Annotated in this window: 14 protein-coding genes; 5 read left to right on the plus strand and 9 right to left on the minus strand. The window is 64.5% G+C overall.

The genetic code is table 11. The features are described from left to right. Positions 1–28: 28 nt before the first annotated feature. Complete coding sequence (locus Q1W40_RS01385; RefSeq protein WP_300708100.1) at positions 29–283, plus strand: hypothetical protein; 255 nt, start codon at positions 29–31, stop codon at positions 281–283. A gap of 16 nt (positions 284–299) precedes the next feature. Here the strand turns inward: Q1W40_RS01385 and recD are convergent, their stop codons facing one another. From recD to recC, 3 genes are read right to left on the minus strand one after another with little or no spacing between them, the layout of a single operon-like run. Continuing rightward, positions 300–2366, minus strand: a complete 2067-nt coding sequence (recD, locus tag Q1W40_RS01390) for an exodeoxyribonuclease V subunit alpha (RefSeq protein WP_300708102.1) — start codon at positions 2364–2366, stop codon at positions 300–302. After that, positions 2363–6043, minus strand: coding sequence for an exodeoxyribonuclease V subunit beta (recB, locus tag Q1W40_RS01395; RefSeq protein WP_300708104.1), 3681 nt, complete (start codon positions 6041–6043; stop codon positions 2363–2365). The genes recD and recB overlap by 4 nt, the downstream gene beginning before the upstream one ends. Continuing rightward, a complete protein-coding gene (gene recC, locus Q1W40_RS01400; RefSeq protein ID WP_300708106.1) occupies positions 6040–9627 on the minus strand; it encodes an exodeoxyribonuclease V subunit gamma in 3588 nt (1195 codons plus the stop codon). The genes recB and recC overlap by 4 nt, the downstream gene beginning before the upstream one ends. 455 nt (positions 9628–10082) lie before the next feature. Here recC and Q1W40_RS01405 point away from each other — a divergent pair, with 455 nt between their 5' ends. Beyond that, on the plus strand, positions 10083–10721 hold the full coding sequence (locus Q1W40_RS01405) for a flavin reductase family protein (RefSeq protein WP_300708108.1): 639 nt from the start codon (positions 10083–10085) through the stop codon (positions 10719–10721). Between the two features lie 12 nt (positions 10722–10733). On the opposite strand, the gene Q1W40_RS01410 is transcribed toward Q1W40_RS01405, so the two are convergent. Continuing rightward, positions 10734–11321 carry a restriction endonuclease gene (locus tag Q1W40_RS01410; RefSeq protein WP_300708110.1) on the minus strand — a complete coding sequence of 196 codons (588 nt, stop codon included), beginning with the start codon at positions 11319–11321 and terminating at the stop codon, positions 10734–10736. 142 nt (positions 11322–11463) lie between these two features. On the opposite strand from Q1W40_RS01410, the gene Q1W40_RS01415 reads away from it, so the two are divergent. Further along, entirely contained in the window at positions 11464–11967 is a 504-nt protein-coding gene (locus Q1W40_RS01415) for a cupin domain-containing protein (protein ID WP_300708112.1), read from the plus strand. Between the two features lie 46 nt (positions 11968–12013). Here the strand turns inward: Q1W40_RS01415 and Q1W40_RS01420 are convergent, their stop codons facing one another. From Q1W40_RS01420 to Q1W40_RS01430, 3 genes are read right to left on the minus strand one after another with little or no spacing between them, the layout of a single operon-like run. Then, positions 12014–12994: a tripartite tricarboxylate transporter substrate binding protein gene (locus Q1W40_RS01420; RefSeq protein WP_300708114.1), complete on the minus strand. Its 981-nt coding sequence runs from the start codon at positions 12992–12994 to the stop codon at positions 12014–12016. Positions 12995–13023: 29 nt separating this feature from the next. Beyond that, positions 13024–13851 (minus strand): 3-keto-5-aminohexanoate cleavage protein, encoded by an 828-nt coding sequence (locus tag Q1W40_RS01425; RefSeq protein ID WP_300708116.1) that lies wholly within the window; start codon positions 13849–13851, stop codon positions 13024–13026. Positions 13852–13883: 32 nt separating this feature from the next. Then, positions 13884–14837, minus strand: coding sequence for a 3-hydroxyacyl-CoA dehydrogenase NAD-binding domain-containing protein (locus Q1W40_RS01430; protein ID WP_300708118.1), 954 nt, complete (start codon positions 14835–14837; stop codon positions 13884–13886). An 88-nt stretch (positions 14838–14925) separates the two neighbouring features. On the opposite strand from Q1W40_RS01430, the gene Q1W40_RS01435 reads away from it, so the two are divergent. Both Q1W40_RS01435 and Q1W40_RS01440 read left to right on the plus strand, forming a co-directional pair. Beyond that, the gene (locus Q1W40_RS01435; RefSeq protein WP_300708120.1) at positions 14926–15834 is read left to right on the plus strand and encodes a LysR family transcriptional regulator; all 909 of its coding nucleotides are present in this window, start codon (positions 14926–14928) and stop codon (positions 15832–15834) included. A 56-nt stretch (positions 15835–15890) separates the two neighbouring features. After that, complete coding sequence (locus Q1W40_RS01440; RefSeq protein ID WP_300708122.1) at positions 15891–16238, plus strand: TIGR03643 family protein; 348 nt, start codon at positions 15891–15893, stop codon at positions 16236–16238. Here Q1W40_RS01440 and Q1W40_RS01445 read toward each other — a convergent pair. After that, positions 16162–17295: a Stealth CR1 domain-containing protein gene (locus Q1W40_RS01445; protein ID WP_300708124.1), complete on the minus strand. Its 1134-nt coding sequence runs from the start codon at positions 17293–17295 to the stop codon at positions 16162–16164. The two genes, Q1W40_RS01440 and Q1W40_RS01445, sit on opposite strands and share 77 nt — an antisense overlap. A 464-nt stretch (positions 17296–17759) precedes the next feature. Beyond that, positions 17760–18629, minus strand: coding sequence for an excinuclease Cho (cho, locus tag Q1W40_RS01450; protein WP_300708126.1), 870 nt, complete (start codon positions 18627–18629; stop codon positions 17760–17762). Positions 18630–18790: the final 161 nt, after the last annotated feature.

Raw genomic sequence — 18790 nt, forward strand, 5'->3', positions numbered from 1 at the left:
GACAGCACAATAAAACAGGGAGAAAAACATGCGCAAACGTTGGGTATCGGCATGTGTGGGCAGCCTCGGATTGAGCCTGTGCCTGAGTGTGATGCCACTGGCCGCCAAGGACTTCACAGCCACCAGTGGGACGAAAAAAATCACCAAGCCCAAAAAAGTCAAAGCACCCAAAATGCCCCACGACAGAAGCGGTTCAGAGAACAGCGCCCAACGCGATAAACGCTTGTTGCGCGAATGTCGGGGGCGGCCCAATGCGGGTGCCTGCGAAGGCTACGCCAACTGAGCTGGCCTGCGGGTGATCAGGTCCACCACTGCCGCAAGCCGCTGACCCGCACGCTGGGCCGTGCAATGGCCGCTTCGAGCAGGCTGGCCTGGGCTTCGATCAAGGTGAACTGTTCACGGGCGCGGGTGATGCCGGTGTAGACCAGCTCGCGCGAGAGCACTTCTGCGCCGCCCGGTGGCAAGACCAGTGCGGTGTGCAAAAACTCCGAGCCCTGGCTTTTGTGCACCGTCATGGCAAACGCGGTTTCCACATGCGCCAGCCGCGTCACGCTGACCGAGCGCAGCTGATCGCCATCGAGGAACCAGGCCTTGAGCTGTCCTTGGGGGTTGGGCAGGACCACGCCCACATCGCCGTTGAACACACCCAGCTGCGTGTCGTTGCGCGTGACCATGACCGGGCGACCGGCAAACCATTCGCCTTGGGGCTTGAGCCATCCTTGATCGGCCAGCGCTTTTTGCACCGATGCGTTCAAGCCCTCGGTGCCCCACTCGCCTTGACGCACGGCGCACAGCAGGCGAAAGCGGTCAAAGGCCTGCAAGACCGCTTGCACCCAGACTTCGTGCGCGCCCTCGCCAGGGCCACGGGCCATGCAGGCCAGGTAATCGGCATAAGAGGGCTTGCCGCTCAAGCCCCGCGCCAGATCGCTCACGGCCAAAGGACTCAACGCCTGCTGCGCACACAAAGGCTGCGTGCCTGCGCCAGCATCAGCGCCTTGCAAGACCTGGCTTGCAGCGGCCGCATCACCCCGGTTGACGGCCAAAGCGAGCTGGCCAATCGGGCCACCAAAGCGGCGGCTTTCGCGCAGCATCACGGTTTGCTGGGCCAAAGGCGGCGCTGACGCGTCAGCGGCAAGATACGCCGTACCCAGCGCCTGCCCGGCCACGGCCTGCACAAACTGGGCCGTGTCGGCGCTGTAGTGGCCTTGCGCCGCGTCACGGCACAAATCGCCCAGCACCGCACCGGCCTCGACCGAGGCCAGCTGGTCCTTGTCGCCCAGCAGCACCAGCCGCGCATGCGGCGGCAAGGCTTGCAGCAAAGCGTCCATCATTTCCAGGTGCACCATCGAGGCTTCGTCCACGATGAGCACATCCACATCGAGCGGTTGGGCCGCATGGTGGCGGAACTGGCGCGAATCGGGCCGCGCGCCCAACAGCGAATGCAAGGTACGCGCAGGCCCCATGCGCTCGACCAGCGCTTTGAGGTCCAGCCCCGCATCTGCGGGCACCGTCATGTCCTGCAACGCTTTGTCGATGGATTGTTTCAAACGCGCGGCGGCTTTGCCGGTGGGTGCGGCCAGCGCCACGCGCAAGGGGCTGCCCGTGTCGTGCAGCGCCAGCAACAAGGCCAGCAAACGGGCCGCGGTGTAGGTCTTGCCCGTGCCCGGCCCGCCAGTAATCACCGACAAGCGGGCACGCAAGGCCACGGCGCAGGCCATTTTTTGCCAATCGATCTCGACCGCTGCCGCATCGCCCGGTGCAACATCGCGTGGTGCAAAAAAGCGGTCCAGCCAGGCCCGCGCAGGGGCCTCGGCCACCGGCAGGGGTTCGCAGGCGCGGTGCAGCAGGCCCTGCCCCACCCGCTGCTCGTAAGCGGCATAGCGGCGCAGGTACAAAAGCGGTGCATCGGCCGTGCCACCCAACACCAGGGGCTGACCTTCATCGGGGGCACCGGGTGCGCGCAGGCAAGCGGCCTGCAACTGCGCACGCCAGGCGCTCACATCGGCGGGCAATTGCGCCCACAAGGCCTTGAGCCCTATGGAGCCATCGGCCCACAGCGCAGGCCAACCCAACAGGTCCAGCGGCGCATCGCTCAAGGCGGCGACCGACAAACAGGTGTGGCCTCGCCCTTCCATCTGCGCCAGCACGGCAGCAGCCACCAGCACAGTCGCCGGAGCTTGCGGGTCGAGCCGGTGCAATTGCTCGGCCAAGGCACTGTCCAGGCTGCGCAGCAGGCCTTGGTCAGCCCAGTGGTGCAGCCACTGCAAAGCCTGCGCAGCACTCAGGGTTTGTGCGGGCAGGTCCTGCAGCCAATCCATCTGGGCCGCAGGCACCACCAAGGCGCGGGGGTTTTTGCGCACGTTCATGCGGCCTCCTTGGGGGTCAACATGGCGTCCAGCGCATCGAGCAAAGCCACCGGCGCGGGCAAGGTGCAACAGCCCCCAGCCGGCCCGTCGATGCCACGCAAAAACAAGTACACCGCGCCGCCCAGTTGCTGGGCCGGGTCGTAGGCCTCGCCCAAGCGTGCACGCAGCAAGCGGTGCAGCGCCAACATGTAAAGCGCCGCCTGCACCTCGTAGCGGTGCTGCGCCATGGCCTCGTCCAGCGCTTGCGCGCTGTAGGCCGCATCATGAGTGCCCAGGTGGTTGGATTTGTAGTCCAGCACCCAGTAGCGCCCCTCGTGCTCGAACACCAGATCGGCAAAGCCCATCAACATGCCGTGCAATTGCGCATCGGGCAGCTGCGGACGGCTCACACCGGGCAGCAAATGCTGCTGGCACAGCGCGTCGATTTCCTGCGCGTGCAAGCGCTCGGCAGGCAACCAAAATTCCATCTCGGGCAACAAGGTGCCCAGCGCATTCAATGCAGCCTCGGGCCCGCGCAGCGGCTGGGCCACCACGCGGCTGAGCCAGTGCAGCACCTCGGGGGCCTGCGATGCATAGCCTGCGCGTTCGCAGCGTTTGAGCAAGCGATCGGCCAAGGGTGTGCCGGGCTGCAAGGCAAAGTTTTCAGCGGCCAGCCATTCGAGCTGGTCGTGCAAGAAGTTGCCCGCGCCGGGGCCCCGTGCAAAACCATGCCAGGCCTGCGCAACAGCGGTGGTGGGCCACGGCACTTCGTCCACGACAGGCTCGTCGTCGGCTGGGCGCGGCGTGGCCATGTCCAATCCCGTGTGGGCCAGTGGCTGCGAAGACAAGTCCCGCGTCAAGCGCGAAAAGCTGGCAATGGTCCAGCGCTTGTCGATGATGGCGGTGCTGTGCAGCGCATCGCGCAGCGCGGCCTCTTGTTCGGTGCGTTGCCAGCAGCTCAAGGGCAACTCTTGCGGGGCCCGCGTGAACTGCACCGACAGGGGCTGCCCTTGCGCATCGGTTTGCAGCGCCTGCCAACGGGGGGCCCAGTCGATAGCCTCCAGCGCTTGGCCGCCGCTGAGCAAATGGCCCGCTGCGCTGTCGTGGTTCACACAGGTTTTGCCATTGCCGCGTTTGACCGCGCTCCAACCCAGCCACAAGGCGTGCCGCGCACGGGTCAGGGCCACGTACCACAGGCGAAGGTCTTCGCGCAGGCGGTCCAAATCGGCGCCTTTGGCATCCTGCTTGTCAAAAGCCAGCGTCCAGCGGCGATCGCCTTGGGCATCGCTCACTTGCAGCACAGCGGCCTTGTCGGCCGTCACCACGCGGTGGCTGTGCGCAAAAGGCAAGCAGACCACCGGGTACTCCAGACCCTTGCTCTTGTGGATGGTGATGACCTTGACCAGGTCTTCATCGCTCTCCAGCCGCACGGTCTGTTCTTCGTTCTCGCTGGCGCTGCCGTCCAGCGCCTCGTCGATCTGCTGGGCCAACCAGCGGATCAAAGCCTGTTCACCGTCCAGCTGCTGGCTGGCCGCTTGCAGCAACTCGGCCAGGTGCAGCACATTGGTCAGGCGGCGCTCGCCATCGGGCTGGCCACGCCAACGCCCGGCCAGCTGCAGCACATGCAGCGACTGGCGCAGCATGGCCAAAACGCCCTGGCTTTGCCAGGTCTGGTGCAGCTCGCGCATCTGCTCGGCGCGGGTGTCCAGCAATTCGTCTTGCGTGGCCAAGTCGTGCAACTCGTCCAGGCTCAGGCCCACGGTGCGCGTGCCCAAGGCGGCACGGACGCGGCGCATGTCTTGCGGCTCGGCCACGCCACGCAGCCACAGGCACAGGTCTTGCGCTTCGTCGCTGGCAAAGACCGAGTCTCGGTCCGACAGGTACACCGAGGCCACGCCGCGCACACGCAGCGCGTCGCGCACAGCAGCGGCCTCCACACCGGTGCGCACCAGCACCGCGATGTCTTTGGGCTTGAGCGGGGTGTCGCCTTTTTGTGCATCGACAAAGCGCGCCTGCGGGTCGCTCAGCCAGGCCACGATCTGCTCAGCGCACAAGGCCGACAAATGCGCGCGCGCATCGCGCTGGCTGCGCAGCGTGTCGTCGTGCACCACCGTCATGGCCGGGATGGCGCCGGTGCTGCTGGTCAGTACTTCGGCGCGGCCCTTGGCGCCCACGCTCTGGAAAGGCAAGGGGTCCTCATCGCCATGGCGGTAACCAAAGGCATCGGTCGGGATCTCGAACCAGCGGTTGACCACATCGACCACCGCTTGGGTGGACCGGAAGTTGGTGCCCAGCACGTGGTGGCGGCCTTGCGTGGCGCGGCGCGCAGCCAGGTAGCTCTGGATGTCTGCGCCTCGGAAACCATAAATCGATTGCTTGGGGTCACCGATCAGCAGCAGCGCCGTGTCTGGCCGGTTCTCGGCCGTGCGGTAGATGCGGTCAAACAAACGGAACTGCAAGGGCGAGGTGTCCTGGAACTCGTCGATCATCGCCACCGGGAACTGCTCGCGCAGGCGCTGGGCCAGGCGCTCACCGGCCTCAGGGTCGGCCAGCGCCACATCCAGGCGCTGCAGCATGTCGGCAAAGCCAAACAGGCCGCTGCGGCGTTTGAGCTCGGCCATGCGTTGCTGCACATGCTGGCGGGCGTGCAAACGGGCGATCTGCGTCGGGTCTGGCAAGGCCAGCAAAGCGGCCTGCAAATCGGCATAGGCCTGGCTTTCGGGCGGCAGCTGCACCGTGTCTTCACCGGGTTTGCGGCAAGCGAGCAAGCCATCGGGCGTGAAGCGCTCCCAGCCGGTTTTCATGTCGGCTTGCAGGGTTTGGGCATCGGCCGGGCTTTGTGCCCAGGCCTTGAGCACGCCCAGCCAGGCGGCGCAGTTCTTGGTGCTCAGCTTGCGGCCATCCCAGCTGGACTTGTGTTGCGCCAGCTGCGCCTCGATCCAACCCAGCAAGTTGTCGGCCTTGACATCCCAGCCCGGCTTGAGCGCCTGCAGTTGCGCAGCGCGTTCGGCCTGTGCCGCGCCGAACACCTGCGCCAGCGTGCCGGCTTCGGCATCGGCCAAGGGCACGGCCATCAGGGCGCGCATGTCCTTGTCGAGGGCGGCCACATCGCGCCAGATGCCTTGCACCTGTGCCACCCCGGTGGTGGACATGGGATAAAGCTGTTGACGCCAGTAGTCCTGCACGGCTTCCAGGCGCAGCGCGGCTTCGTCGCCGACCAGGTTTTCTTCGAACAGGTTGCCGCTGTCAAAAGCGTGCTCGCGCAGCATGCGCTGGCACCAGGCGTCGATGGTGTACACGGCCGCATCGTCCATGGCCTGCGCGGCCAGCGCCAGGCGGTAAGCCGCTTGTTCGCGCTGCGGGCCTTCGGGGTATTCGGCCATCAGCCTGTTCAAGAAATCATCTTCGACGGTCAACAGGCCCCGGAACACCTGCGCCGCCTCAGTCAGGCGGGCACGGATGCGGTCCGACAGCTCACGCGTGGCGGCGCGGGTGAAGGTCATCACCAGCACGTCTTGCGGCAGCATAGGGCGCATGGGCGCGGTGCCACCTTCTGTGTCCTGTGTGCCGTGGCCCAGCACCAAGCGCACATACAGCGCGGCAATCGTCCAGGTCTTGCCGGTACCAGCACTCGCCTCGATCAGGTGGCTGCCGCGCAGCGGAAAGGTGCTGGCATTCAGGGCGTGTGCGGTGCTCATGCCTGCTCCTCGGAGTCATCGCCACTGTCGGCATCGGGCAAGGGCTCGATCGCGATGTCTGCAGCCCATGCTTGCAAGGGCGCATAAACCGCGTCGGCCAGGCGCTCGAACGCGCCCGTGTCCAGCAAGGACTGCAGCGTGGGGTAGGTGCGCGCCAGCGCCGGGTCTTCGCCCAGCGCACCGCGTTTGAAGTCGCTGCCCTCGTAGGCATCGGCCAGCGCGTTGCGGTTGTCCTTGTCTTTGAGCCATTGCAGCGCCAAGCCGGGCGGCAAAGGCAAGGGCCAGCGCATGCCCTCGACCCAGGTGTCCAGCAAAACCTGCAGCTGGGCACGGGCCTGCTCGGGGTCTTGCGGGGGCACGCGCAGCACGGCGTTGCGCCCCACCACCACACAAGGCAAGGGCTGGTGCATGGCGGCAGCCGCCAAAGAGAGCAGCCAGATGTCGATCAGTTTGTCGGAGTAGGCCTGCGGTGTTTTGGGCACCAGGTTGGCCAGCTTGCTGGCGCGCAAGGTGAGCGACAGCGCCCCGCTCTCGCCCCACAAGAGGCCGCTGAGTGCGTCTTGCAAATGCACGTTCAGTGGATCGTTCGGTGTGGCCTGCGCTTGCGGCAGATCGACCAACAAGCGCTCGGCCACTTCGGGGTAGGCCTGGCGCTCTTGCAGGGCCGCACCCAGCAGGGTTTGCAGCTGATGGCTGAGCTTCTGGGCTTCGAGCACGCCCACACCGGCCAGCGGCAAGGCACCGGCCTGGCGCAAGCGCTGCACCACGCGCTGTGCGTGCGCGGGCAACGCATCCAAGCTCAGATCGGTGGGCACATGCGCCAGCTCGTGGTCCAGCAGCTGGTACAGGTCCAGCCCGCCCAGACCAAACAGTTCTTCGTCGTACAGCGCGCTGCGCTCGTCGTCCAGATGGACTTGCAAACGCTCGCGGAAAAACGCGCCCACCGGCTTGCGCAGAAAGTGCGCCAGCTGGGTCAGCGTGATGACCGGGGTGCCGGTGGCGGACTGCAGCGGTGGCAACAAGACTGGATCGCCGGGTCCCGCCACGTCGCTTCGCTCCTCGCGGCTGACGGCTGCTCCTGGCGATGACGGCCTGGAGGCTTCGTCGTCGCGGGCGCCTTTTTTCTCGTCATCGCGAGCGAAGCGTGGCGATCCAGTCTGCGCTGCCCGCCATTCCCTGGCATAGGTGTGCAGCGCACTGCCCTCTTCAAAATACGTGCGGCTGAACGGCTGCAGCGGGTGCACCGTGGTCAGGCGCTTGGCGCTGCCAGTGCCCCAGAGCGCATCGATCTCGTCGCGCAATTGCGACACCAGCACCGAGGGCGGTTGTTCACTGTTGTCGCGCACGCTGCGGCCGCTCCAGCTGACGTACAGCACGCGCCGCGCCGACAGCAGGGCTTCGAGCATGAGCTGGCGATCGTCGTCGCGGCGCGAGCGGTCACCCGGCCGGGCCATGCCGGGCAGGCCCAGCAAATCGAAGTCGGCACGCGGGCTGCGGCGCGGATAGTCCCCGTCATTCATGCCCAGCAGGCACACCATCTGGAAAGGGATCGCCCGCATCGGCATGAGCGTGCAAAAGGTCACGCCACCGGCGCGAAAGCGTTGCTCCAGCTTGGGCACCTTGAGCGCTTCCAGCCAGGCCGAGCGGGCCACGGCCAGCGGCACAGCCTCTGCAAAATCGGCTTGGTCAGCCGCCTTGCCCCAATCGTTCAGGGCCTGGTCCAGCGCCGACAAGGCATTGCGGTCGGTGTCGTCTTGCGGCTTGAACAGCGCCGCCAGCAAAGCCCGGCACCGCTCGGCCCACTGCGCGGGGCTGGCCGCCGTGGCGCAGGTTTCCCACCAGTCCATCAGGGCCTGCAGCAAATGCGCCAGCGCACCGGCCAGCTCGGCGTCGAGCCCGCCGACTTCCGGGTACGGGTCAGGGCCCGAAGCAGCTGGCGGCATCGGGTCCGCACCGCAGGCATAACCCATCAGCATGCGTTGCACGCCAAACAGGGCCGAGTTGTCTTCGCCGCAAGCGGCCAGGCCCAGGCCTTGGCGGTGCTGGGCGGACAAGCCCCAGCGGATGCCCGAGCCCGCCATCCAGCGGGTGAGAGTGGGCAATTGTTCGGGCTTGACGCCAAAACGGGCCGCCAACGCGGGCACTTCGAGCAGCTCCACCAACTCGCTCATGCGGCCACGCTGCTGCGGCAAGGCCAGCAGCCACTCCACCGCGTGGATCAAGGGACTGTTGGCTTGCGCCCCCAGGTCAGCGATGTCAAAAGGAATGAAACGGGCGTCGCCCCGCTTGTATTGGCCAAACACGGCGCGGATCGCCGGGGCCATCACCTCGATGTCGGGCACCATGACCACCACGTCGCGCGGCGAGGCCTCAGGCATCTGGTGGAACCATTGCAGCAACTGGTCGTGCAGCACTTCCAGCTCGCGCACCGGGCTGTGCGCCACTTGAAACACCACCGAGCGGTCATCGGCTTGCAGCGGGGCATCCACCGCGTCTTGTGACGACTTCAGGTCGCGGATGCGGTGTTGCAACTGCGTGAGCAAGCGCGTGGCATCGGCCCCTGGCACATCGTCGAACAGATCGAGCTTGACGCCGGGCACGGCTTCTTGCGCGGCCTGCACATCGTCGAACGCATCGAGCTGGCGGATGAAGTCGCGCCCCTGCCGGCCCCAGGCGGCCAGCAAGGCGGGCGCATGCCAATGCATTTGCGCCAAGGGCGTCTCGGACAGCGATTCTTTTTTGTAGCCATGACGCTTGCGCTCAGCCCGCAGCCATTCGCGCCCGTCCATGATGTCGCCCCAGTGGTACTGGCAGGGGTTGGGCACGGCCAGCAGCACCTGGCTGTGCGCGGCCAGCGCCGCCAACATGTCCAGCAGCTGGCCAGGCATGTGGCTCATGCCAAACACCGATACGCGCCGCGCCACCGGGCTGGCCAGCGCCTCGCCCGAGCGCAAGCGGGCCAGCGCCCGCACATGCAAGGCCGGGCGCGTGGCCTGGCGTTCGGCCTCGTTCAGGGTGGCCAGCACGCGGCGCCACAGCGCGGCTTGCCACAGCTGGTCGGCGGGCAAGTCCGCCTGCCCTGCGGCCTGGCGCAACACATCGCGGCCAGCGGCCCAGTCGTCAAGCCAGTCAGGCCGGTAAATTTGGTACTGGTCAAACAGGTCGGCCAGGCGGCTGGCCAGTTGCAGTAAGCGGTCGGGCTCATCGCCCCGCAAAAACCCCGCCACCGGCTGGAACACCGCATCGCCCACGCATTCGGGCAGCAAAGCGATCAAGCGCCAGGTCATGGGCAGTTTGTCGAGCGGCGAGTCGGGCGGCACATTCTGCGCGCCCAGCACCTGCCGGTAGGTGCGCCACAAAAAGCGCGAAGGCAGCTCAACCCGCGTGGCCGCGCACACGCCGCCCTGCTGGGCCAACGCCATCTTGATCCACTCGGCCATGCCGTTGCTTTGCACCAGCACCACCTCGGGCTCCAGCGGCCCCAAAGGCTGACGCGACAGCCAGCCCGACAGGGTTTCGGCCAACACCTCGGAGCGGTGGCTGTGCAGGGCAATGAAGCCCGAAGGAATGGCAGAAACGGACATGCGGCGGGGTCAGGCGATCAGGCTGGGAATACGACAAGAATAGCCGCAATCTTGCCCCGCGCCGGGCTCAAGACATGAGCCACGGGCGCCCCGTTTTTTGCCCATATTTTAAGCACAACGCGCCACACCAGGCAGGATGCGGCTTGGCGCAGTTGTTCATGGACTTATCCACAGCTTTGGGCACGGTCTGTGGGGAAAGTTGGACCACATCCACGCAACAGCCCAAGCCTGCGCCGCCTGCACCACGGTCACCCGGGACGCGATCCGGGGTCCATAGAGGCTGAAGAATGGATCCCGCATCCAGTGCGGGATGACAAACACCAAATGCATCACGCATCCAGTGTGGGATGACAAATCCCCAATGCATCGCCTGACACGGGCTTAGATGGCTTTGGTCTGAAACAGCTGTCATCGTCATGACTGGTCATGCCCGAAACCCGCACTACAGTGCAGGCATGACGCATTTTTACGAACCCCACCTGGGCCACGGCCTGAAGCACGACCCTTTCAACTCGATCGTCGGGCCGCGCCCGATTGGCTGGGTGTCAAGCCGCAATGCCAGCGGGGGGCTCAATCTGGCGCCCTACAGTTTTTTCAGCGCTTTCAACTACGTGCCGCCGCTGATTGGCTTTTCCAGCATTGGTCGCAAGGACACGCTGAACAACATCGAGGCCACCGGCGAGTTTGTCTGGAACCTGGTCACGCGGCCCTTGACCGAGGCGATGAACAAGACCTGCGATGCGGTGCCGCCCGAGGTCAGCGAGTTCGATGTGGCTGGCCTCACCCCACAAGCGTCACGCATCGTCAGCGTGCCCCGCGTGGCCGAAAGCCCGGTCAGCTTCGAGTGCAAATGCACCCAGATCCTGCAGATGGAAGGCATCGATGGCCAAAAGGTCAACACCTGGATGATCTTTGGCCAAGTGGTGGGCGTGCACATCGATGAGCGATTGCTCAAAGACGGCATTTACGACACCGCCAACGCCCAGCACGTTTTGCGCGCTGGTGGGCCGGCGGACTATTTCACCATCGGGCCTGAGCAGTTGTTCAAGCTCTACCGGCCCGAAAGCTGGCAGGGCACGCTGCCCAAAAAGTAAAACACCCGCTGCTCAGGCCTTGTTGGCTTGGCCAGCGTCGTGCACCAGTTGCGCGATCTCGACCGAACCGAGCAACTGAATGGGATGCTGTCGGGCCAAGGCCACAGCGGCTGGGCTAAAGACCCCCAAGCTCATACAGCTGCACGAGAAGGCCTCTTGGCTCTCAACAGCGGCCAACAGTTCACGCAAGGGCTCGGCCCCCACGCTGGCGGCTTTCCAGCGTTTGGCGCTGACCAAGGTGATGCGGCCATTTTTCTCAATCTCAAAGTCGGCGGGGCCGTTGCTCAGAGGGCGAACCTCAAAACCTTGCTTGCGCAAAGCGGTTTCGACCACGGCCGCAAACTCGCGCCAGGCCATGGCACGGGCCTGCCCTGTGAGCGCTTCGATGCGATCGTTTGACAATGCGTTTCTTTGCCGCCAGGCAGCCATGACGCCGATGACCAAAAACGGAAAGCCGCCCAGCATGCCCGCTGTTTTGTAGGCATCGGGCAACAAGGCACCGGCCGCCAAGGCCACCGCCAGCATCACCACAAAGCTCACCCACCAAGGGGCGCGCAACAAGGTCGCGAACAGCGACTTTTCAGACATTTTCAATTTCATGGTCAGCTCAAATGAGGTTCACCGCAACACCCCACTGCAACTGCAGCTTGGCCACGGCACGCCAGTGTAGTAGGCCACGCGACAGGCCCCATTGCCCCTGCGTGCTAAAGTGAATTCAACGTCACTTGCGCAGGTTTCAACCATGACCCACTCTCACGACCCCAGCCCCACACACGAGCACACCGAAACCGACTGGAAGCACGATGGCGTGCGCGTGGTGCCAGGCGATCAGTTGGACGGCAACGTGCCCTCCACCCCCGGCATGGACCGCAAAGCGGCCATCAACTTTGCCCGTGTGGGGGCGCAAAAACTCTGGGCCGGCACGGTGCACATCCACCCCAATGCCAAAACAGGTGCACACCACCATGGGCCTTTGGAGAGCGTGATCTATGTGGTCAAGGGCCGGGCCCACATGCGCTGGGGCAATGCACTGGAGTTCACCGCCGAGGCCGGGCCAGGTGATTTCATTTACGTGCCGCCCTATGTGCCGCACCAGGAAATCAATGCCAGCGCAGACGAAACGCTCGAATGCGTGCTGTGCCGCAGCGACGGCCAGGCGGTGGCGGTCAACATGGACATCGAGCCCGCGGAAAAACCCGAGACGGTGCTCTGGATTGACCCCACGCACCCGCAAGGCGGCGTTTGACCCCAACACCCGGCCAGGGCGACCGGGTGTGCTTCTCAGCCGAGGGTCAATCCAGCGTCACGCCCGCTTTCTTGACGACCTGGCCCAGACGGATGGACTCTTTGCGGATCAACTCGCCAAACTGAGCGGCCGTGCCGCCCACCACCGGCGTGCCGATGGCTTCCCATTTTTTCTTGAACTCCGGCTCGCTGAAGATGGCGTTCAAGGTGGTGTTGAGCTTGTTGATGATGGGCGCAGGCGTTCCCGCACGCACCGCGATGCCGTGCCAGCCGGTGATTTCATAACCGGCAATGCCCGCTTCCATCATGGTCGGCACATTGGGCAATGAGGGGTGGCGCTTGGCCGACGTCACGGCCAGGGCTTTCAATTTGCCACCCTGGATGTGCGGCAAAGAGCTGCCCAGGATGTCGAACATCACCTGCACCTGACCACCGATCAAATCGTTGAGCGCAGGGCCCGCACCACGGTAGGGGATGTGCGAGATGTTGGTGTTGACCTGGGTGTTGAAAATCTCACCCGCCAAATGCTGAGGCGTACCGTTGCCTGCCGATGCAAAGGCCAATTTGCTGTCAGGCTTTTGCGCCAAGGCCACCAGCTCCTTGACGTTGTTGACCGGCACGCTCGGGTGCACCTCGAGCACCAAGGGGAATGAGGAAATCTGGATCACCGGGGCCAGGTCGGTCATGGGCACAAAGGGCATGCTGCGGTACAGCGTGGGGTTCACGGCCATGGGGCCGCTGGCGGCCAGCAGCATGGTGTAGCCATCCGCTGGCGCTTGCTTGGCCACTTCGGCGCTGCCTAGGTTACCGCCTGCACCGCCTTTGTTGTCCACGATCACGGTGACGCCCAGGCGCGTGCTCAATTCACTTTGCAGCATGCGCGCCATCAGGTCGGTCGGGCCACCCGGTGGGTAAGGCACCACAAAGCGGATCGTTTTGCTGGGGTAGTTGTCCTGGGCCAGCGCGGGCAATGCGGTGGCACCCAAAAGGGCCGCTGAGAGTGCTGCGACGAAAGTGCTGCGTTTCATGGTGTTGTCTCCTGTAGAAATGGGAAAGCTCAAGCGGCAAAAAAAGCTTCACGCGCTTGGGCTGCGGTGTAGAGGGGGCGGCCCAGCACACGGGCCGAGTCGGCGATCTGGCGCACCAAGGCGGCGTTGTCGGGGGCCACTTGCCCGTTGTTGAGCAAGAGGTTGTTTTCAAAACCCACCCGCGCATGGCCACCCAAAGCCACAGCGGTGGTGGCGCAAGCGTGCTCGCCTGCGCCAAAGGCGCACATGGACCAGGGCTCGGAGCCGGTGTGGGCCATCACAAAAGGCAAGAGGTCTTTGGCCTCCGAGGTCTGGCCTATCGAATAACGGCCCAGCACAAACAAGAGCGACCAAGGCGCATCGGGGATCACGCCTTGCGCACGCAGAGCTTGCCAGCGCTGCAGGTCGGCCACGTCGTACACGATGACCTGGGTCATGACGCGCTCTTTGGCCAGCCAGCCAAAGAACTGGGCCAGACCGGCTTCGCCGATCTCGGGCTGGTCCACTTCGCGCAGGCCCACCGACACGGCTTCGGGCTTGAGCGCCGTGACCATGGCGATTTGCTCGGGCGCTTTGTACACGCGCGCGGCTTCGCTGGTGACCTGGATGATGAGTTCATCGCCCACCGCCGCCTTGACCGCCTGCTGGGCATCACGGTAGCCCTGCACGTCCAGGCTATGACGCCCCTCAGCATCGCGGATGTGCATGTGGATCATGGCCGCACCCGCATCGAGGCACAGCTTGGCGGTTTGGCCCAGCTCTGCGGTGGTGATGGGCAAGGCCGGATGGTCAGGCCGCTGCTTGTAGGCGCCGTTCGGCGCCACGGTGATCAACAGGGGATGCGAAAAAACAGCCATGGGGTGCCTTTTAAAAATCAATCGTGGGGGAATCAATCGAGAGGGTTAAGGGGCGGCAACTCAGACGCCAGCAAATCCAGCCCTTGGCGCAGCAAGCGGTCATAGCGTTCGCGCTCGGCCTTTTGGGTCTCGGGTGTCCATTTGAAAAAGCCCTGCCCGGTCTTCATGCCCAGGTCACCCCGGGCCACGCGCTCTTGCAGCACGCGGGCGGGCTCGGCGTTCACGGCCAGGCTGGGGTACATGCTGGCAGCAGCAGCCGTGTGCACCTCCAGGCCCGCATGGTCGCGCTGCATGACCGGGCCAGCGGCCAAGAAACGAAAGCCAAAACCAAAGCGCACGGCCGCGTCCACGTCTTCGGGCGTGGCCACGCCTTCATCGATCAGGGCAAAGGCCTCGCGCGCCAGGGCGTGCTGCATGCGGTTGGCCAAAAAGCCCGGCTTGTCCTTGCGCACCAGCACCGGCACGCTGCCACAGCCGCGCATGAAGTCGCACAGCTGCTCGGCTTCTGGCACCTTGGACTCTGGCCCCAACACCACCTCGACCAGCGGCACCAAATGCGCAGGCATAAAAAAGTGCAGGCCCAGCATGCGCTCGGCCGTGGGCAAGCCCTCGGCGATGGCGCTGATCGGGAAGCTGGAGCTGTTGCTGCACAGCAGCGTTTCGGGTGCGGCCATCTGCGCCAGTCGTGCAAAGAGGGCCTGCTTGAGGGGCAGTTTTTCAGGGATGCACTCGATCAGCACGCTCACGCCGGGCCAGGCCACGTCGGCCAAATCGGCCACGGCCTGCACGCGCTCGCTGCGGTGGGCCATGCCCAAAGCCTCCAGGTTGTGGCGCACATGGGTGGCCAGCGCCTGGCGCTTGGCGACATCGGGCTCGACCACGGTGACCTGGCTGCCGCCACGGGCCAACACGATGGCCACGTCCATGCCCATGGTGCCGCCGCCGACGACCACGCTGCGCGCTTGAGAAGGGTGTGAAGAAATCATGAATCCAGCCGATATTCAAAAGAATGAGCCGAGTCTAGGAAGGCGCGATTGCTTCGTCCAGCCGTTTTTTTCTATAAACTGATCTGTTATGCATATCAATTGGACACCCCGCGATCTGGACATCTTTCTGGTGCTGGCCGAAACCGGCAGTTTCAGGCGCACGGCAGCGCAAGTGCATTTGTCGCAATCGGCGGTCTCGGGCGTGGTCGCCCGGCTTGAAGAATCCTTGGGCACCCGCCTGTTTGACCGCACCACGCGCAGCGTGCACCTGACGGCCGCAGGCCAGGTGTTCGTGGAACAAGCCAAACTGCTCAACGCCCAAACCCACGAGGCCGTGCAACGCGTGCTGCACATCACGCAGATCCAGTCGGGCAAAGTGAGCCTGGCGGCCCTGCCCTCGCTGGCGGCCACGGTGGTGCCGCGCGTGATGGCCCGCTATGCCGAGCAACACCCGGACATTGCGCTGCAATTGCACGACACCCTGTCTGGCCCTGCCTTTGACCTGGTGCGCGCAGGCACGGTGGACTTCGCGCTCACCGCGGCCAACCCCGACTACGCGGACCTGGACTACACACCGTTGTCGGCCGATGGCTTTGTCTTGCTGATCCCTCTGAACCACCGCCTGGCCAAAGGCAAGACCCCTTTGAACTGGCTGCAGGTGGCCGAGCTGACCCACATCTCGATGCCGCTGCCCGCCAGCGTGCGCCAATACGCCAATGCGGCCTTCATTGAACACCGCATCGCCTTCCAACCGCGCTACGAGGTCGAGCACATCGCCACCATCCACGCCATGGTCAAAGCCGGCCTGGGTGTGGCCGCCCTGCCCGAGCTGGCCGCCGCCTTTGTGCAGCAAGACGGCGTGGTGAGCCGCCGCCTGACGGGCCCGGACATCCAGCGCCCCCTGGGCGTGGTCACCCGCCGCCACCGCAGCTTGTCACCGGCCGCGCAAGAGATGGTGCGCATGCTGCGGCAAGAGACCACGGCTTTGTTGCCTTGAAGTCGTGCAGCCCATCCCTTGAGCGCAGAACCCATGCTTTGCAGCCACGCACACCTATGACCCCAGAACAAACGCCAGCCGACGGCTTGGCACCAGCCGACGTGTCCACCATCATCGCGATGGCTTGGCAAGACGACACGCCGTTTGAGGCCATTGCCGCGCAGTTTGGTCTGGACGAGCGCGCGGTGATTGACTTGATGCGCGGCGCCCTCAAAACGCGCTCCTTCAGGGTCTGGCGCATCCGGGTTCGCGGCCGCACGGCCAAACACCAAACCCGGCAAATCAGCGCACAGCGCGATCAGCACAAGCCGGGTTCAGGCGCCCTGCTCAAGCAAGCTTTGAGCGAAGCGCAGGAGGCGTTTCCTTTGCCACCATCGGCTCTGACGCGTGAATCTCTGCGCTGATGCCTTCTGAACGCGGCACACTGGACGGCAAGGCGGCAGGATGTTCAAACGCTGAAGGGCTGGGCAAGATCGACTCCAAAACCGTCAGCACGTTCTGCAAACGCGGGTCGTTGGCCTGCGCATCGTCGGTGGTGTCGTTGATGCAGAAAAATTCAAGCGCACCAAACTCAGCGGCCAATGCCTGCAACTGGGTGCTTTGATCCCCCTCACCCGTCGAGACATACCGGTGGCGATAGGGCCGGATGCTGGCCATGCCGTGCGCCAAGGCCCAGCGCAACACAAAGTCCGACACGATGGTGGGCTTGTCCCAGCTGCGAAACACCGTCGACCGCACAGCGGCAAACAACTCGGGGGCTGTTTCTTCCAACTCCAGCAGCAGCGACTTGAGCATGGGCCGGGGCGAATGCGCAAAGGTGCGGAAGGTGTTTTGGTACAGCGGGTCTTGTTCGCGCCAGGCGGCTTGGCCCGATCGGGCGGCGTCGCTCAGCCACTGGATGGACAGGCGGCAAGCGTTTTCCAGCGAGGTGGCGTCCATGCGCATGGCTTCGTCGGTGACTTCCGGGTCGTCCGACCACGTGACATGAAAGCCGCCGGGATGGAACCAGTCATCGAGGTGCACCGGCGCGCCAAAAAACACGTCATCGTTGAAATAGAAATAGCGCTCAGACAAACCGGGGATGTGGTGAATCCAGGACTCGATGTGCCCCGAATCAAAGGTGGGCAAGGACGCCTCGGGCATCAGGTCACGGTGGTCCACCAGCGTCAACCGGTCCGAGGGGCGCAGCCAATCGGGGGCCTGGGCATCGGTGACGATGTACACATGGCCGTGGTCAGGGAAAAACTTCTCCAGTGCGCGCAGGCTGTAACGCAGCTCGTGGTTGTCGCGAAAACGGCCCTCCACATTGCTGTAGCGCGCCATGGCGGCACTGGAGTCATCGGCCAGCTGCTGCAAAGCCGCCTGACGCTTGGCACGCCAATTCGAATCGTTGCCGTCGACCCACAGATAAACGATGTCGATGGGCGAATCTGGGGCTTGGTAGTCTTGGTTTTGCGGCACGCGCAGAGTCTATCAGCGGGGCCATGGCAGTTGGCAATAACCCTGCACATGACTGGGCTGGTCCGCCCTGCAAGGTATTTGGGCTCATCTCACTGCCAGGCACTCGCCAAGGCCTGGGCTGTGGATATGGTTGTCGGACACAAGCGGAGATGGATCCCGGATCAAGTCCGGGATGACGAAACAGAGGTCGAGGGTCGCTTTCGGGATGACGAAGCAGAGGGCGTGAATCACAGCCGGGAAACGAAGTGGAGGCTGCGAACCACGCTGTTCATTTGTCACCCCGGGCTTGACCCGGGGTCCATCTTCTGGGTCTTCACGATGAACACAAGTCGGTCATGGATCCCGGATCGAGTCCGGGATGACGATAAATAGGTCGTGGCTCGAGTCAGGAATGACGAAACAGCAGGTGTTGATCACGTCCGGGATCACGGGTCAGAAGCCGTGGCTCGCTGCAAGCGTGCGCCCTACAACGCCAAAATCTCCACACTCTGCGTGAGCAGCGGTCGGCACAGGATCTTGTAGCCGTCGGCGTCAAAGCCTTCAGCCACCTGACTTGCCACTTGGCTGAGCTGGCGGGCGGCTTCGGGGTTGGGCGCGCTGCCCAGGTAGCACCAGTGGTTGACGACGTGGATTTGCGTGAGTTCTTCATCGCGCTCGACCAAGCCCACCGCGCCCGGGTAGGGCCAGCATTCCACGCGCAGCGCCAGCAGGCTCGTGAACAGCCGTTCGCGGTGCGCCTGTGGGCTTTCATCGCCTCGGCACACACCGGCGCATTGGCGAATGGCGGCCCTGAAGCAGGCTTTGCCAGGGGGCAGTTTTTCCAGGCCCAGCGGGCCGTAGCACAGCTTGTTTTGGTCAGCGATGGCGCGCAGCGCGTCGAGTGCGGCATGGCGGCTGGCAAACAGGCCATACAAATCGGGCTGCGCGGCAAAGTCGATGTCTTTGGAATACACCACCTCGGGCACCCCGTCGCTCATGCGCAGGCTGCACAGTTGTTTGTTGCGGCGCAGCTTCTGGTTGAACAGCGGGTGCTGGGCCTTGATCATTTGCGCTTCGAGCAAGAGCGCGCCGATCTCGCCCGCCGTGCGGATGTGGCTGATGCGCTGGGTCTGGCGCAGCATGCGGGCCTCATCGGGCGTGCGCAGGTGCGACAGCAGGCGGGCGCGGATGTTGATGCTTTTGCCGATGTACAGCGGCAAGTCGCCCTCTTGGCCGTGGAAGGTGTAGACGCCTGCACCCGTGGGCGCGTCTTCGATCGCTTCGCGCAGGTGCTGGGGGTATTCGTAGATCCGGCTTTCTTCAAAGTCGTCTCGGCGGCGGCGGGGCAAAGGCATGGTGGTGGATGGGCCAAACAGGGCAGGATGCGAAGAGCCCCAGAGGGGGTCAGAACTTGGCCCCAAAACACTGGTTATATTTACAGTATACTGAACAGGTCATGCTTTGCGCAGTTGCCTGACATGCTTGATTTGCGCCCCCTGCCTTGCGGCTCGGGGCG

The organism is Limnohabitans sp., from assembly GCF_030158565.1.
GTDB lineage: Bacteria > Pseudomonadota > Gammaproteobacteria > Burkholderiales > Burkholderiaceae_C > Limnohabitans_A.

Coding starts and splice junctions, on each gene's coding strand:
- Q1W40_RS01385 (WP_300708100.1), top strand. CDS start 29: ATGCGCAAACGTTGGGTATCGGCATGTGTGGGCAGCCTCGGATTGAGC.
- recD (WP_300708102.1), bottom strand. CDS start 2,366: ATGAACGTGCGCAAAAACCCCCGCGCCTTGGTGGTGCCTGCGGCCCAG.
- recB (WP_300708104.1), bottom strand. CDS start 6,043: ATGAGCACCGCACACGCCCTGAATGCCAGCACCTTTCCGCTGCGCGGC.
- recC (WP_300708106.1), bottom strand. CDS start 9,627: ATGTCCGTTTCTGCCATTCCTTCGGGCTTCATTGCCCTGCACAGCCAC.
- Q1W40_RS01405 (WP_300708108.1), top strand. CDS start 10,083: ATGACGCATTTTTACGAACCCCACCTGGGCCACGGCCTGAAGCACGAC.
- Q1W40_RS01410 (WP_300708110.1), bottom strand. CDS start 11,321: ATGAAATTGAAAATGTCTGAAAAGTCGCTGTTCGCGACCTTGTTGCGC.
- Q1W40_RS01415 (WP_300708112.1), top strand. CDS start 11,464: ATGACCCACTCTCACGACCCCAGCCCCACACACGAGCACACCGAAACC.
- Q1W40_RS01420 (WP_300708114.1), bottom strand. CDS start 12,994: ATGAAACGCAGCACTTTCGTCGCAGCACTCTCAGCGGCCCTTTTGGGT.
- Q1W40_RS01425 (WP_300708116.1), bottom strand. CDS start 13,851: ATGGCTGTTTTTTCGCATCCCCTGTTGATCACCGTGGCGCCGAACGGC.
- Q1W40_RS01430 (WP_300708118.1), bottom strand. CDS start 14,837: ATGATTTCTTCACACCCTTCTCAAGCGCGCAGCGTGGTCGTCGGCGGC.
- Q1W40_RS01435 (WP_300708120.1), top strand. CDS start 14,926: ATGCATATCAATTGGACACCCCGCGATCTGGACATCTTTCTGGTGCTG.
- Q1W40_RS01440 (WP_300708122.1), top strand. CDS start 15,891: ATGACCCCAGAACAAACGCCAGCCGACGGCTTGGCACCAGCCGACGTG.
- cho (WP_300708126.1), bottom strand. CDS start 18,629: ATGCCTTTGCCCCGCCGCCGCCGAGACGACTTTGAAGAAAGCCGGATC.